Annotated in this window: 17 protein-coding genes; 13 read left to right on the forward strand and 4 right to left on the reverse strand. The window is 65.0% G+C overall.

All coding sequences use genetic code 11. The features are described 5' to 3' along the window. Positions 1-7 precede the first annotated feature (7 nt). A complete protein-coding gene (locus tag LB525_RS08505) occupies positions 8-751 on the forward strand; it encodes an aspartate/glutamate racemase family protein (RefSeq protein WP_224544288.1) in 744 nt (247 codons plus the stop codon). Between the two features lie 136 nt (positions 752-887). After that, positions 888-1595: a GntR family transcriptional regulator gene (locus LB525_RS08510; protein WP_224544289.1), complete on the forward strand. Its 708-nt coding sequence runs from the start codon at positions 888-890 to the stop codon at positions 1593-1595. A 46-nt stretch (positions 1596-1641) separates the two neighbouring features. Here LB525_RS08510 and LB525_RS08515 read toward each other — a convergent pair whose 3' ends face one another. Then, positions 1642-2544 carry an SDR family oxidoreductase gene (locus LB525_RS08515; protein ID WP_224544290.1) on the reverse strand — a complete coding sequence of 301 codons (903 nt, stop codon included), beginning with the start codon at positions 2542-2544 and terminating at the stop codon, positions 1642-1644. Between the two features lie 80 nt (positions 2545-2624). Here LB525_RS08515 and LB525_RS08520 point away from each other — a divergent pair, with 80 nt between their 5' ends. Both LB525_RS08520 and LB525_RS08525 read left to right on the forward strand, forming a co-directional pair. Further along, on the forward strand, positions 2625-3479 hold the full coding sequence (locus LB525_RS08520) for a helix-turn-helix transcriptional regulator (protein WP_224544291.1): 855 nt from the start codon (positions 2625-2627) through the stop codon (positions 3477-3479). A gap of 110 nt (positions 3480-3589) precedes the next feature. Then, the gene (locus LB525_RS08525; protein ID WP_224544292.1) at positions 3590-3925 is read left to right on the forward strand and encodes a hypothetical protein; all 336 of its coding nucleotides are present in this window, start codon (positions 3590-3592) and stop codon (positions 3923-3925) included. A gap of 167 nt (positions 3926-4092) precedes the next feature. Here LB525_RS08525 and LB525_RS08530 read toward each other — a convergent pair whose 3' ends face one another. After that, entirely contained in the window at positions 4093-5046 is a 954-nt protein-coding gene (locus LB525_RS08530) for a LysR family transcriptional regulator (protein ID WP_224544293.1), read from the reverse strand. Between the two features lie 85 nt (positions 5047-5131). On the opposite strand from LB525_RS08530, the gene LB525_RS08535 reads away from it, so the two are divergent. After that, entirely contained in the window at positions 5132-5962 is an 831-nt protein-coding gene (locus LB525_RS08535; RefSeq protein ID WP_224544294.1) for a class I SAM-dependent methyltransferase, read from the forward strand. A gap of 11 nt (positions 5963-5973) precedes the next feature. Beyond that, on the forward strand, positions 5974-6483 hold the full coding sequence (locus LB525_RS08540; RefSeq protein WP_224544295.1) for a hypothetical protein: 510 nt from the start codon (positions 5974-5976) through the stop codon (positions 6481-6483). Here LB525_RS08540 and LB525_RS08545 read toward each other — a convergent pair. Further along, a complete protein-coding gene (locus LB525_RS08545; protein WP_224544296.1) occupies positions 6473-7012 on the reverse strand; it encodes an Lrp/AsnC family transcriptional regulator in 540 nt (179 codons plus the stop codon). The genes LB525_RS08540 and LB525_RS08545 overlap by 11 nt on opposite strands. A gap of 48 nt (positions 7013-7060) precedes the next feature. Between LB525_RS08545 and LB525_RS08550 the strand changes: the two genes are divergently transcribed. Continuing rightward, the gene (locus tag LB525_RS08550; RefSeq protein ID WP_224544297.1) at positions 7061-8245 is read left to right on the forward strand and encodes an MFS transporter; all 1185 of its coding nucleotides are present in this window, start codon (positions 7061-7063) and stop codon (positions 8243-8245) included. Positions 8246-8336: 91 nt separating this feature from the next. Beyond that, positions 8337-8762 carry a GNAT family N-acetyltransferase gene (locus LB525_RS08555; protein WP_224544298.1) on the forward strand — a complete coding sequence of 142 codons (426 nt, stop codon included), beginning with the start codon at positions 8337-8339 and terminating at the stop codon, positions 8760-8762. On the opposite strand, the gene LB525_RS08560 is transcribed toward LB525_RS08555, so the two are convergent. Next, on the reverse strand, positions 8763-9878 hold the full coding sequence (locus LB525_RS08560; RefSeq protein WP_224544299.1) for an anhydro-N-acetylmuramic acid kinase: 1116 nt from the start codon (positions 9876-9878) through the stop codon (positions 8763-8765). A 225-nt stretch (positions 9879-10103) separates the two neighbouring features. On the opposite strand from LB525_RS08560, the gene LB525_RS08565 reads away from it, so the two are divergent. The 5 genes from LB525_RS08565 (at position 10104) to LB525_RS08585 (ending at position 15032) form a co-directional block, all read left to right on the forward strand. Then, positions 10104-10793, forward strand: a complete 690-nt coding sequence (locus tag LB525_RS08565) for an SDR family NAD(P)-dependent oxidoreductase (protein WP_224544300.1) — start codon at positions 10104-10106, stop codon at positions 10791-10793. A gap of 203 nt (positions 10794-10996) precedes the next feature. Then, on the forward strand, positions 10997-11833 hold the full coding sequence (locus tag LB525_RS08570) for a substrate-binding periplasmic protein (protein WP_224527822.1): 837 nt from the start codon (positions 10997-10999) through the stop codon (positions 11831-11833). Between the two features lie 2 nt (positions 11834-11835). After that, complete coding sequence (locus LB525_RS08575) at positions 11836-13197, forward strand: dicarboxylate/amino acid:cation symporter (protein ID WP_224527825.1); 1362 nt, start codon at positions 11836-11838, stop codon at positions 13195-13197. After that, positions 13194-13991 (forward strand): aspartate/glutamate racemase family protein, encoded by a 798-nt coding sequence (locus LB525_RS08580; protein ID WP_224544301.1) that lies wholly within the window; start codon positions 13194-13196, stop codon positions 13989-13991. Before LB525_RS08575 ends, LB525_RS08580 begins: the two co-directional genes overlap by 4 nt. Before the next feature lie 198 nt (positions 13992-14189). Next, the gene (locus LB525_RS08585) at positions 14190-15032 is read left to right on the forward strand and encodes a MetQ/NlpA family lipoprotein (protein WP_224544302.1); all 843 of its coding nucleotides are present in this window, start codon (positions 14190-14192) and stop codon (positions 15030-15032) included. Positions 15033-15064 lie beyond the last annotated feature (32 nt).

A 15064-nucleotide genomic window follows, 5' to 3' on the forward strand; every position in this document is an offset into this window, starting at 1 on the left:
GATTTCAATGCGCATACTCGTCATCAACCCCAACACGACCGCCTCGATGACCGTCAAGATCGGCGAGGCGGCGCAAAGCGTCGCCTCCGCGGGAACCGAAATCCTGGCGGTCAATCCGGCCGACGGTCCGCCAAGCATCGAGGGCTACTTCGACGAGGTCTTCGCCGTGCCGGGCATCATTGCCGAGATGCGCAAGGCCCCGGCGGCCGATGCCTATGTGATTGCCTGTTTTGACGACACCGGGCTCGACGCCGCGCGCTGTGCCAGCGGAGCTCCCGTCATCGGCATCGGCGAGGCGGCGTTCCATATGGCGAGCCTCATCGCCGGCAAGTTCAGCGTCGTCACCACGCTTGCTCGATCGGTGCCCGCAATCGAGCACAATCTGGCGAAATACGGTCTCGCCTCGCGCTGCGCCAAGGTGCGCTCGTCGGAAGTCGCCGTGCTCGAGCTCGAGCGTCCGGGCTCGAATGCAAGGCACAGGATATCGCGGGAAATCGCCCGCGCCATAAGCGAGGATCACGCCGAGGCCATCGTGCTCGGCTGCGCCGGCATGGCCGATCTTGCCAAAAGCCTTTCCGAAGAACATGGGCTCCCCGTGCTCGATGGCGTCGTCTGTGCCGTCACGTTGGCCGAGAGCCTGTGCAAGGTTGGCTTGAGGACATCGAAGATCGGCGGCTATGCCGCGCCGCGCGGCAAGCGGTTCGCCGGCATGTTCGCACCGCTGTCGCCTACGGAAGTCGAAGTCATCTAGGCGGCTTCATGCTGCCGGACGACCGGCCGCCGCCCGGGCAGGTGGGATTGACCGCCGCGCGAGCGGTACTAGATTGGACGGGCTGCCGGCGATTTGGGGGGCAGATCGGGCCATTTCGGGCCCGCGCATTGAAAGTATGTTGACGGTACTCAAGGAAGAAGATCGAGACGACAGGCCGGCGGCGCGCTGGTCGCCGATCTATTATGGGCTGAGGGACGCCATCGTCAGCCATCGTCTCGCGCCGGGCACCAAATTGCCGGAAGACGAGTTGGCCTCCATCTATTCGGTGAGCCGCACGGTGGTCCGGTCCGCGCTGCAGGCCCTTGCCCATGACCGGCTGGCGCGGCTGGAGCCCAATCGCGGCGCCTTTGTCGCGCAGCCGTCGAAGATCGAGGCGCGCGAAGTGTTCGAGGCGAGGGCGCTGATCGAACCCAAGGTGGCCGCGCTCGCCGCCAGGACGGCGGTGCCGCCCGATATCGCGCAATTGCGGTCACACCTGGAGAAGGAGCACGACGCGCTGCACGCCGGCCGCGACAGTGACGCCATCATGCTGTCGGCGCGCTTCCACGTCGGCATCGCCGAGATCGCCGCGCATTCGGTATTCACCAACTTCGTGCGCGATCTCGTTTCGCACTCCTCGCTGATCATCGCGCTCTACTGGAAGCGCCGCGACGCCACCTGCGAGAAGCACGCCCATCACGCGCTGGTCGACGCGATCGAGGCCGGCGACAGCGCCGACGCCGCCGCCCTGATGAACAGCCATCTGGTCGACCTGCTGTCCGGACTCGACCTTACCGACAAGGTGGAGAAGTCCGACAGCTTGGCGGATCTGCTTCGAGCTTAGAGCGAACGGCGGTTCAGCCGGGTCGCTGAACCGCCGGAGGACCAGGCTAGGCTGCGGCCGCCTGCTTGTAATCCATTCGCTCGAGATCGGCGATGAGGCCCGGTCCGGTAGGCTGCCAGCCGAGATGCGCGCGCGTCCATTCGCTCGACGCTTGCATGTCGAGGCTGGCGAACATGGCTAGCCATCCGAAATGGTCGGCTGCCTCTTCCTGCGACAGCGAGACCACCGGCACGTTGAGACCGGCGCCGATCACTTCCGCGATCTCGCGCACCGGAATGCCTTCCTCCGCGACGGCGTTGTAGCGCACGCCGGCCTCCTGCTTGTCCAGCGCCAGACGGTAGAGCTTCGCGACATCCAGCACATGCGCCGCCGACCACCGGTTGCGGCCTTCGCCAAGATAGGCGGACACGCCCTTGGCGCGCGTCTGCGCGATCAGCGATGTAATCAGGCCTTGCTTCACCGTGTCATGCACCTGCGGCAACCGCACCACCGACACCTTGACGCCCTTCTCGGCCATCGCCGCGCCGGTGAGCTCCGACAGGATGCGCGGATTGGGATGGTCGGTGTTGAACACGTCTTCTGTCGCCGGCTGTCCGTGCTCGGCGGAACCCATGCCCACACCCGACGTGATGATAAGCAACCGGTCCGAGCCGGCCAGCGCGCCGCCCAGCGCTTCGATGGCGCGCTTGTCCTTCTCGCAATTCGCCGCGAAATTCGAGAAATTGTGATCGAAGGCGGTGTGGATCACCGCATCCGATTTCGCCGCGCCATCGCGCAGGCTGTCGAGGTCTTCGAGGTCGCCGCGATGCGGCTCGGCGCCTGCGGCGACAAGCGACCGCGCGCCGGCATCGGAGCGGGTCAGGCCAAGCACCTTATGGCCGGCGGCAAGAAGTTCGGGCACAATCCTGGAACCGATGAAGCCGGTCGCGCCGGTAAGGAATACACGCATGGAGGGTCTCCTGTGGTTGTTCGGAGGCCTTATTTGCGCTATAAATCATTCTGTTAAAGTAGTGACTTTATCATGGTATAATGGTCAACAGGATCGCGATGGCGCTCGAAACGACCAACAAGCTTGGCACCTTTTTGCGGGATCGCCGCATGCGCCTCGACCCCGCCGCCTTCGGCTTCGCCACGGGGCGCCGGCGCACACAAGGGTTGCGCCGCGAGGAGGTGGCGCAGCGCGCCAATATCAGCCCGACCTGGTACACCTGGCTGGAGCAGGGGCGGGGCGGCGCGCCGTCCGCCGACGTGCTGAACCGCATCGCGACCGGGCTGATGCTGACCGAGCCCGAGCGCGAGCATTTGTTCATGCTGGGTCTCGGGCGGCCTCCGGAAGTTCGCTACAAAAGCGTGGACAGCGTGACGCCGCGACTCCAGCGTGTCCTCGACGCTTTGGACCCCAGCCCGGCGATCATCAAGACCGCGACCTGGGACGTGGTTGCCTGGAACCGTGCGGCGGCGGCGATGCTGACGGACTATTCCAAGCTGCCGCGCGAGCAGCGCAACATCCTGCGCCTGATGTTCGGCAATCCGCGCGTGCGCCATGCGCAGGACGACTGGCAGAGTGTCGCGCGTTTCGTGGTCGGCTCCTTCAGGGCCGACGCCGTCCGCGCCGGCGCCGGCGCGGAGGTCGCGGAACTTGTCGAGGAGCTTTCCAGGGTGAGCCCCGAGTTCGCGGCACTCTGGCGCGACAATGACGTCGTCCCGGCGCATGGCGAAGGCGTGAAACGTCTGCGGCATCCCGAAATCGGGCTGATCGAGCTGGAGTTCTCGGTCTTCGCGGTCGACGGCCGCCCGGAACTCGGCATGATCGTCTACAATCCCGTCACGCAGTCGGATGCGGAACGTATTCGATCACTGATCGCGGCTCGCGCCGCAGAATGATGGCCGCCATGCGCGGTTTTCCGCCAAGGTGGGGCGAAGCGGAAAACAGGTCACAAAGTCGACCCGGTTAGGATAATATCCACCGCCCGACTCCTTCGTGGAAGATGTCTATGACCTTGAATGAGCTTAGTTGGTCGCCCTCCGAAAAGAAAGTTGCCCGCGCCGCATATGACAAGGCTTTTGAGAGGGCACTGGCCAGCATCATGGCCGAATTCAAAAGACGGGCGAACGCCGCGACCACACCCTCCGAGATGTGGGAGGTCGAGGAATATCTGAAGGAGCAACGTCGCGATTTGGATCGGACGTTCGACTATCGCTATTCGCAACTGACCGTCGTTTTCGCAACTCTCATCCGGCAAGGATATCTGGACGAGGACTTACTCTCGGGCCTGTCGGAAGAAAAACGCGAGGAGATCCGCAGAATGCTTGCGTGGCACAAGGGATAAAGGCTTAGAAGGCGTTACCTTCGCGCCCCCGCACGCCGGATCGCTTGCGGTGGTTGGCTGAAGCTCCTCATGAAGGCGCGGCGCATGCGGCCGGCATCGCCGAAGCCGCTCTGTTCGGTCGAGCGGATTACTGCCTGACTTAACCGCCTTCACGGGCCTTCGAAGCGTCAGCTTTGCCGCCGCCTGCCTGATCGCTTCGGGGCGGCGTCAGCGCCGCCCGGCTGCCTGATGTGGTCGATGAAAGCGCGCAGCTTGGGCAACACCTGGTGCCTTTCCGGATAATAAAGAAAAACGCCCGGCGTGGTTACCGCGAAGCGGCCGAGCAGCGCCTGCAGTCGCCCGTCGGCGATCGGCGCTTCGGCGATCGGGCCCGGCACCTGCGCCAGCCCGACACCCTGGATCGCCGCGCCGAGCAGCGACGGATAGTCGTGCGCGATGAGCGGTCCCGACACGATTGCCTCGACGGCCTTGTTGCCGTCGACAAAAGACCAGGGCGCGACCGAACCATTCGAGCGGCGCAGGCGCAGGCAGGCATGGTCGCGCAGATCCTCGATGCGCTCGGGCGCCGCGCGCTCGCGCAAGTAGTCCGGACTGCCGACGACCGCCATCGGAAAGGAGGGCGTCAGGCGAACCGCGACCATGTCGGGCGCGATCAGGTCGCCCATCCGGATGCCGGCGTCGAATCCTTCGGCGGCGAGATCGGCGAGCTCGCCGCTGGCAACGATCTCCAGCTCGATCTCGGGATAGGCCTGGCAGAAGGAGGCGACCATCGGCTCCAGCAGCATCGGCACCACGGCCGGCGGTACCGAGAGGCGCAAGAGCCCCGCCGGCCGCTGGCCCATCCCGCGCGCGATCTCGCTCGCCGCGATCAGTTCCTCGAAGGCGGGCCGTGCGCGGGCGAAGAAGCGCTCGCCGGCTTCGGTAAGGCCGACGCTGCGAGTCGTGCGGATGAACAGCGCGGTGCCGATGCGCGCCTCGAGCGTTCGTATCGCCTGGCTGATCGCTGACGGCGTGACGGCGAGCTCGGCCGCTGCCTTGCGGAAATTGCGATGCCTTGCGACGCTCAGGAATGCTTCGACGCCGTCGAGCGCGCCGTGCCTGACTGTGAAGTTCTGCTTCATGACCCATCGACATTATCGTGGATAGTGGTTGGCGGAAAGCGGCCGTATTTCTTCCATGACTTTGGAAGCCTGAAGGGAAGTGGCAATGACCGATGAACTCGATCGCGTGCGCGATCACTATCGCGCGACCGGCTTGACCGATCGATTGAAGAACGCACTGGCGGTGTTTGGGCCTGAGCAACAGCGGCTGAAGCCCGAACAGCTGGCGACCCTCGACCAGTTCCACACCCGCGGGCTGGCCGCGACGGCGGAGCTCGCCGATCTTGCCGCCATCAAGGCCGATATCTCCGTGCTCGACGTCGGATCGGGCGTCGGCGGGCCGGCCAGGTTTCTTGCCGAGACCTATGGCTGCGCGGTGACCGGCGTCGATCTCAGCGAACCCTTCGTCGAGGCCGCGCGTTACCTGACCACGCGCACCGGCCAAGACGACAAAGTGTCGTTCGAAGCCGGCAGCGCGCTGGCGCTGCCTTTCGAAGACAGCCGTTTCGATGCCGCGCTCTTGCAGCATGTGGCGATGAACATCGCCGACCGGCCGTTGCTCTACCGCGAGATAAGGCGCGTGCTGAAACCGGGTGGAAAATTCGCGACCTTCGACGTCGTGCTGAATGGCGGCGATCCGCACTATCCGGTGCCCTGGGCGAAGACGCCGCGCGAAAGCTTCCTGCTGACGGCCGAGGGGACCTGCGAGGCGATCGAAGCCGCCGGCTTCGGCACGCTCGTCCGCCGCGACGACACGGCTGCCGCCAAGGCCTGGTTCGCCGAGCTCCGTGCCTCCGGCCCGCCGCCGTCGCTCAATCTCGGCGTCGTCATGGGCCAGGGTTTCGCCGACTTCGCCACCAATCTCGGGCGCAATCTCATGGAGGGACGGCTGGGCATTCTGACGGCAGTGTTCGAGGCCGTTCCGGCCAAGGCTTGATCGGGGCGAAGATGTCACCTGCGATGATCTTCAACATCCATCTCGTGCTCGGCTACGTGCCGTGGCTGCTTTGCTTCGCCGCCTATATCTGGCCAAGGCTGAGGTCGATGGAGCCGATAGAGGCGCAGCGCGCCATCGCAACGCTGCACAGCTTCCGCTTCTTCGGGCTCGTCTTCCTCATCCCGGGCGTCGTCGGCCCCGACCTTGCACCTGCCTTCGCAAGCTTCGCCGCCTATGGCGACTTCGCCACCGGCCTGCTCGCCACGCTGGCGCTATTCACCGTGGCGAGGCCTGTGATCTTCTGGCCGCTGGTCGTGACCTTTAACCTCGTAGGCGTGGTGGACATCGTCGTCGACTACTATCACGGCGTCGTGCTCGACCTTCCGGGGCAGGCCGGACAGTTGAGCGCGGCTTACGCGATCCCCATCCTCTACGTGCCGCTTTTGATGATCACGCATGTCGCGGCTTTCTCTCTGCTGGCACGTTCAGGCGCCATCAGTTGGCGGCGACCTAGTACATAGGCGTCGCCATATGTTTCGGCGCCGGCCATTCGTTCGTGATCTCGGGCTGCACCGGCCGCTCGAGATAGGTCGAGAGCACCACATAGCTGCGTGTCGAGGTGACGCCGGGCGTGTCATAGAGACGGGCCAGCAGGCCTTCCAGCGCGCGCGTGTCCTCAGTGCGCACCTTGAGCAGCATGCAGGTGTCGCCGGCGACCGTGTGGATCTCCTCGACCTCCGGATATTTCGAGACCGCCATCAGCTCCGGCGTCTTGCCCCAGCCCCTTGTGTCGATATGCACGAAGGCAAGCAGCGGCTTCTTCACCGCCCTCGGATCGATGATCGCCGATGTGGCGCGGATGGCGCCGCTGCGCTTCAGCCGCTTGACCCGCTCATGCGCCGCCGGCGCCGACAGGCCGACGCGCTCACCGAGCTCGGCATAGCTGATGGTCGCGTCCTCGACCAGGACGCCTAATATCTTTCGGTCGATCGGGTCAACCTCGCGGGCCGGATGCTTGTTCCGCTGAATGTCATCTGTTTCTGCGTCCATATGGAAATTCTCCATTGATGCGGAATTTAATTCGGCCATTATGATGATATGTCGAACAGCAATCAATCAGCAATCATAACCGAGGCGCCGCGCGCGTCGATTCCAGCCGCGGCCTATCTGCTGACCGGCTGCATCGCCGTCATCGGCTCCAATTCGCTGGTTCTCGGTCCGATCGCGCCCGCCGTCGCCGCATCGTTCGGCGCCAGCGTGCCGGGGGTGATGACGGCTGCCGCCGCCTTCGGCCTCGGCACGTCGGCCAGCGCGCTCTTCCTTGCCCGCTACATCGACCGGATCGGCGCGCGCCGCATGCTGCAGGGCGCATTGCTGCTGCTGGCAATCGCGCTGGTCGCCAGCGCCCTAGCGCCGACAGTGGCGATGCTGGTGGCCGCCCAGCTCGTTGCCGGCATTGCCGCCGGCATCGCCATGCCGGCGATCTATGCCAGCTCGGCCGCGATCGCGCCGCCCGGCCGCGAAAGCGGCACCATCGGGGTCGTGCTGACCGGCTGGACGCTTTCCATGGTCGCCGGCGTCTCGCTGTCGGCGGTGATTGCCGATCTTATCCACTGGCGCGCCGTCTTCGCCGCCGTTGCGCTGCTCGCTGGAGCGGCCGTTGCCGGCCTGGCGATGAGCTCGCTGCACGACACCGGGAAAAGCGGCCCCGCGCCGTCGCCGCTCGGCGCGCTCGCCGTTCCCGGCATTCTGCCGCTGCTCATTGCCTGCGGCGCCTTCATGACCGCCTTCTACGGCGTCTACGGCTATCTCGGCGATCATCTCCACCAAGCCCTCGGCGAGCCGGTCAGCGCCAACGGCCTGGCGGCGGTCGCCTACGGTCTCGGCTTCGGCGCGGCCGCCTTGCTCGATGGCGTCATCGACCGGCTCGGCGCCCGCCGCGTCATGCCCTTCGCCTATTTGCTCGTCGCCGCCGTCTATGTCGCGATCGCGCTGGCGAGCGGCGGCTTCGGTCTGCTGATCGCGACGATCGCGGCCTGGGGCCTTGCCAACCATTTCGGGCTGAACGTGCTGGTCATGCGCCTCACCGCGCTCGACCCGTCGCGGCGCGGCACCATCATGGGCCTGAACAGCGCGGTCACCTATCTCGCCGTCACCGTCGGCACGGCAGGCTTCGGCCCGCTCTACACCGGCCTCGGTTTTGCCAATTGCGCGCTGATCGCGGCGGCACTGATGCTGGTGGCGGCGGGCGCAGCGGCGTGGCGGTCAGTCGGTCCTCGGTAACAGGCCTCAGTCTTCGCTTGCGGCCGGAATACTGTTTCGCACTTTTCCTGGAATTGCTCTAAGGCTGGCTTGCGAACCGGAGTCGCAGCCGATGAAGACGAGTCTCGAGATCACCGCCGAGCCCTCGCCGCAGGACCTCGCTTTCCTGGGCGGAAGCCTTACCGCTTTCAACGATGCCGATGTCGGAGCGTCAGGCCGAAAGTCGCTCGCGGTTTTCGTGCGCGGGGAAACCGGCGCCCTCGTTGCCGGTATTTCCGGCTACACCGCCTGGGGCTGGCTCTACGTGCAGTGGCTGTGGGTCGACGAAAGACTGCGCGGAAAAGGCATTGCCGCCGGCATGCTCGACGCGGCCGAACAGGAGGCTGCCGCGCGCGGCTGCCACGGCGCCTGGATCGACACTTTCAATCCGATCGCCGAGAAGGTTTACCGGCGCCAGGGCTATCAACCGTTCGGCACGCTGCCTGACTTCCCCATCGGCCGCAGCCGTGTCTTCCTGCAGAAGAAGCTGTCGGCCTGATCAGCCCGCCAGTTTTCCGCCGCGCATCGGCTTTGGCGCGCCGGTGGTGCTCGGAAAGCTGATCGGCAGGCCGCGCAGCACGCGCACGGCGAGGAAAGCAAAACACTCTGCTTCGACCGCGTCGCCCTTCCATCCGAGCGTCTCGGCCTGCACCACTTCGACGCCGGCGCGGCTCTCGAGCATTGCCATCATCGTCGGGTTGTGACGACCGCCGCCGCTGACCGCGAGCCGCTTCGGTCGCCGCGGCAACAGGTCGAGCGCCTTGCCGACGGCCGAGACGGTGAAGGCGGTCAGCAATGCTGCGCCATCCTCGGCGTTCAGCCCTTCGGCCATCGCCGCGGTGAAGTCGAAGCGGTCGAGCGATTTCGGATAGGGCTTCGTCAGGTACGGATGCTGCAAGAGCCTGGCGAGCCGTTCCTCGTCGACCTTGCCGGCGGCGGCCAGCCTGCCGTCGCGGTCCATCTCGCCCAGGCCTTTCGACTTGATGAAATCGTTGACCGGCGCATTGGCCGGACCGGTGTCGAAGGCGACGATTGCGTCTTTGCCGTCCCACCATGTGATGTTGCCGACACCGCCGAGATTGAGCACCGCGGTGTCGCCGCTGGCGTCCGCCTCTTTAAGCAACGCGGCATGATAGGCGGCGGCCAAAGGCGCGCCTTGCCCGCCGGCCGCGACATCGGCCGAGCGGAAATCATAGGCGACCTTGGTGCCGAGCAGCGAGGCCATCAGCTCGCCATCGCCGAGCTGGCGGGTGCGGCCGATGCGTCCCGGCTGCGGGGCGCGATGCAGCACGGTCTGGCCGTGGAAGCCGACGACGCCGATATCGGCCATGCTCATGCCCTGGCCCTCGACCAGATCCCTGACCGCCGCCGATTGCGCGCGCGTCAGCGCCTCCTCGGCTTCGCGAAAAATCGCCGGCTCCGGCCCTTCGAAATTCCAGGCGCGCGCCTGGCGCAGCGTTTCTTCCAGCAGGGCGCGGATCGATTGCGGATAGGGAGCCAGCGTGTAGGTGCCGGTGTCGGCGATGCGCTCTCCGTCCGTCTTGATCAGCGCCACGTCGATATTGCCGTCGAGCACCGTGCCGGTCATCAGGCCGACGGCCCAGATTGGTTCCATGGTCGTTCCTCGAATCGCCCTTCATTCACGTGTCGGACGGATCGGCGCGGCAGGCAAGTGTCTCGTTACACCCGAGCAGGCGGCGCATAGACCGACGGCTTTTTGCATCGAATGGTGAAAACGGAGCAACGCCGTTCTTGCCTCTCGGCGAAGAAGGCGCGAGGCTGCGAACAAGACCATCGGCCGGGCGACTGCCCGGATGGACTATCGCAAGGAGAAAACGCCATGGCAGCCAATGTCGCAGTGATCGCGGGCGCCGGCTCCGGGTTAAGCGCCTCACTGGCGCGGCTTCTCGCCAAGGAGGGTTTCCGTGTCGTCCTTGCCGCCCGCAACGTCGACAAACTGGCCGCGCTGGTCAAGGAAACCGGCGCGCAGGCCCTCGAAACAGACGTATCGGACGCAGCCTCCGTGGAGCGCCTCTTCGAGACGGCCGACAAGGCAGGTCCCCTCGAAATTGCCGTCTTCAACGCCAGCGGCCGCACGCGCGGCCCAATCGCCGAACTCGACGCGCAAGCGGTCAAGCAAGCCCTGCTCGTCGGCGCCTATGGCGGCTTCCTTGTCGGCCAGCAGGCGGCGCGCCGGCTTCTTGCACGTGGTTCCGGCTCGATCCTGTTCACCGGCGCCAGCGCAAGCCTGAAAGGGTTCTCCGGCTCCGCCGGTTTCGCCATGCCGAAATTCGGCCTGCGCGGGCTGGCGCAATCGATGGCGCGCGAGCTCGGCCCGAAGAACATCCACGTCGCCCATTTCATCATCGACGGCCAGATCGAGCCGGCCGGACAGGTGCCCGAGTCCGACCGGCCGGATCGTCGCCTCTCGCCCGATGCGATCGCCGAGACCTATCTCTCCGTCCATCGCCAGCATCGCAGCGCGTGGAGCTTCGAGGTCGAGCTGAGGCCCTGGGTCGAGACGTTCTGACGATCCCTCGCACGAACCGGGCAACAACACGCCCCGCCGCGGACTCGTTTATTTTAGAAAGTATGCATGTATCCTGAGGCCATTTCGGCCGTCTGCAATGTAAAAAAGCGCAAAACAAAAGATACCTTTACTTAACTTCGGCGTGCATACTGCGCATCGGTCAGAATTGTTGTCCGGCTCTCCTGCACGATAGAGAAATGCGCATGCCGCTTACACGTCGCACGCTGTTTGCAGCCGGAGGCGGAGGGCTGCTGCTCGCGCAAGCGCAAGCCCTGGCCACGCCGGCCCAGGCGCAAGACGCTCCCAAACCCATCGTCAGCGACAACAAGCTACGCATCGCCATGCCGGCTTTCGCTTCCGATCCCTTCTTCCCGGCCGACGGCTCTGGGGAGAGCGGCATCGATATGGACCTGGCGCGTGGCATAGCCGCGGAACTCGGCGTCGAACCGGTGTTCGACCGATCAGCCGGGACCTTCGACGCCATGGTGCAGCAGCTGACGTCCGGCCAGGCGGACCTGGCGATCGGCAAGCTGAGCCGCACCCTCCGGCGCGGCCGCTCGATCCTCTATTCGCGGCCTTATGCCATGCTGCACCAGGGGCTGCTGGCGAACCGCGTCAACCTGGCGCGCATCACGCAGGGCAAGCCGGCTGAACAGATCATCCGTGATTTCTCCGGCGATCTCGGCGTGATCGAAGGCTCGTCCTTCGCCACCTACGCGGCCGCCACGTTTCCGCACGCCACTATCCAGCGCTTCGCCGGCTGGAACACGGTCATCGATGCGATCCGCAACGGCACGATCGACCTCGCCTATCGCGACGATTTCGAGATCAAGAAGCTGATGGTCGACGATCCGTCGATGACGGTGGTCGCACGCTCGATCACGCTGACCGACAAGGTCGACACGATCGCCGTCGGGATCAGCCCGGCCAACCCGCATCTGGCGGCCTTCGTCGATCTCTATCTCGATCTCGCGCGAGGCCAGCAGGTCCTCAACACCGACGAGATCATCGCGCGTTATCGCCAGGGGAGCAAAGCCTGACAATGGCCGTCTCGGATGTAGCCGCAGCCATGCCTTTCGATTGGCGCCTGGCGGCAAAGCGCATCCTGCGCTCGCCGGCGACGACGATCATCATGATCCTGGCCGGGATCCTGTGCGGCCTCTATTACCCGGCCTTCGCCCATGCGATCAGCCCTGTCGCGCAGGTCTACCTGAATTTCCTCAAGATGGTCGTCCTGCCCTATCTGGTCTCGTCGGTGATCTTCTCCATCACCGCCATGGTCCAGGACCCGAAATCGGTCCGCTATCTCGGCAAAGTCGGCATAGCGGTACTGGTCGTGTCGTTCCTCGCCGTGCTGGTCAGCGGCACATATTCGCTGATCCTCAAGCCCGGCCAGATCGAGAACCCGCAGTCGCGCATCGAGCTCGGCGAGTTCATCAATTCGCAAGGCAGCGTCTCCACCGATCTCGCATTCCCCTTCCAGCCGCCGCCGACCGGGGATCCGAACAGCGGACATTCGATCTTCCTGGATCTGGTGCCGAACAACGTTTTCAACGCGCTGGCCTCGGGCCAGACCATCCAGGTCCTGTTGTTCTGCCTGCTTTTCGGGCTCGCGATGGGCAAGATTCCCCAGCCCTCGTCGCTCAGCCTCTCACAGGCGCTCAACGCGGTGTACAAGGCCTGCACCGTGCTGACCAACTGGTTCGTCTGGGGATTGCCCTTCGCTACCTTCATCCTGATCGCCGACCAGACCGCGTCGACCGGCATCAAGCCGCTGATGCTGATGGGTGGCTACCTGCTGGTGATGGGCCTTTCCTGCGTGACATTCCTCGCCGGCGCGTTTGCCGTCATCGCCATACGCTCGCGGCGGAGCTACTGGGCCACGATCAAGACCCTTCAGCCGCTTCTGATGGTGGCCATCACAACGCGCTCCACGGTCGCCTCGCTGCCCTGGGTCATCAACCTTTTGACAGAGCGCCTGAGGTTCAACCTGGTGGTCGTCGAGCTGCTCGTGCCCCTCCAGGCTGCGCTTCTGCGGACCGGCCCGGCGCTGGTCTACACCTCGGGCGTCCTGTTCATCGCCCAGCTCTACGGCCATCCCCTGGCGATACCGGACCTCTTGCTTGTCGGCGTCGTCTCCGCGCTTCTGGCGCTGACGACAGGCGGCATGGGCAGCCTGCTCATCCTGTCGCAGATGTCCATTGTCTGTGGCTATCTGAAGCTTCCCTTCGAGGCGGCGTTCGTCCTGTTCGTCGCGGTGGACGCGGCCGTGGACACGCTGATGACGCTGTCCAGCGTCTCCACCGTGGCCGCAAGCACGGCAATGATCGCGCCCAGCCATCGGGAAGCGGCGCAGGCCGCTGAAACAGTCGCACAAGAGCTCGAAGCCGAGCCCGCCCGATGATCGACGACGGCATCCGTCCGCAGCTCGGCATCATCGGTGGTCTTGGGCCGCTCGCATCGGCCGACTTCTACTTTAAGCTGACCCGGATGACCGGGGCGCTGCGCGACAACGAGCATGTGCCTTCCGTCATCCTCAGCGTGCCGCAACTGCCCGACAGGACCGAAGCGATCCTGGCTGGTCATGACGGGCCGCTGGCGCCGCTGCAAGCTGCGGTCTCGACGCTCAACGCGCTCGGCGTTTCCTACATCGCCATGCCCTGCAACACCGCCCATCATTGGTACGACAGGCTGGCGGCGAACTCGCCAGCCGAGATCATCCACATCGGCGACGCGGTGGTGGCGGAGATCCGCCGGAGCCTGGACCGGGGCAGGGTTGCGAACCTCGCAACGCGGGGCACGCTTGCCTCCGGCTTTTATCAGGACAGGATTTCGCCGGCGGGGTTCGAGGTCTGCGTTCCGGCAGACGCGGAATTCCAGGAACGCGTCGACAGCGCGATCAATCTCGTAAAGGCGGGCTCGATTGCGGAAGCCGCGGCTGAGACTGAGCGCGCGCTCGATCTCGCGCAAATGGCCGGCGCCGATGTGGCACTTCTCGGCTGCACCGAACTGTCCGTGGTGGCCGCCAGCCTGAACGATCCGAATGGGCTGCTGGTCATCGACAGCAATGCGGCCCTGGCGCGGGCCTGCCTGACCCGATTGGGCTTTGCCACGCAGGAGGCGCGCGGCTTGCCGTCCGTCTCGTCGCTGCCGGGAGGCGACCGATTGCCCTTGCGCCTAGCCCGGCGAGCTTCATAGGCGCTGCCCGCCTTTGCCATGTCGAACATCCGCTCACCGGGCGTGCTCCAAGTCATCAAATCTTTGAGAGAATATTTCCCGCGCTCCGCTTCAGAGGAAATGCGCTTCTTTGCCCGATGAGGCAGCATTGATGATCCTGAGAACAAGGCTTCGCATTCCGCCAGGCCGAACTGATTTCAGGATTGCAAGGAACGCATCATGTCCGACGCTTCAAAGTCTCTCGTTACGTCAGTCACCAGGCGCGCCGGACTTGGCGTGCTTCTCGCCACGACATTGGCCGTCATCGGCCTTGGTGCGTCGTCGCCATCCTTCGCCGAGGACAAGAAGTCGATCAAGGTCGGCATCATCAGCGGCGAGGATGAGGATGTCTGGCGCGTCGTCACGGCCGAGGCGGCCAAGAAAGGGCTGACCGTCGAGACCGTCGTCTTCAACGACTACACCCAGCCCAACGAGGCGCTGGAGCGCGGCGAGATCGACGCCAATGCCTTCCAGCACAAGCCCTACCTCGACAACCAGATCAAGACGCAAGGCTACCACATCGTGCCGGTCGGCTATACCGGCGTCTGGCCGATCGGCCTCTATTCGAAGAAGCATGCCAAGGTCGCCGACCTGCCGGAAGGCGCGGTGATCGGCCTGCCGAATGATCCCTCCAACGAAGGGCGCGCGCTGCATGTCCTGGAGCATGAAGGCCTGATCAAGCTCAAGGACGGCACGGGCATCCTGGCGACGACCGCCGACATTGCCTACAACCCGAAGAAGCTCGAGATCAAGGAACTCGACGCCGGCATCGTCGGCCGCTCGGTGGACGATCTCGACGCCGCCGTCGTCAACACCGACTGGGCGCTGAAGAGCGGCCTCGGCCCTGAAAACCGTATCGCGCAGGAGCCGGTCGCCGACAATCCCTACCGCAACTTCATCGCCGTCAAGGCCGGAGCCGAAAGCGAGCCCTGGGTGAAGACGCTGGTCGCTTCCTACCAGAACGAAACGGTGAAGGCTGAGTTCGATAAGGTCTACAAGGGCACCGGGATCAGCGCCTATTGATCGGCGCCTGGCTGCCAGAAATAGGCGGCCCG

The organism is Mesorhizobium sp. CA16, from assembly GCF_020165175.1.
Classification (GTDB): domain Bacteria; phylum Pseudomonadota; class Alphaproteobacteria; order Rhizobiales; family Rhizobiaceae; genus Mesorhizobium.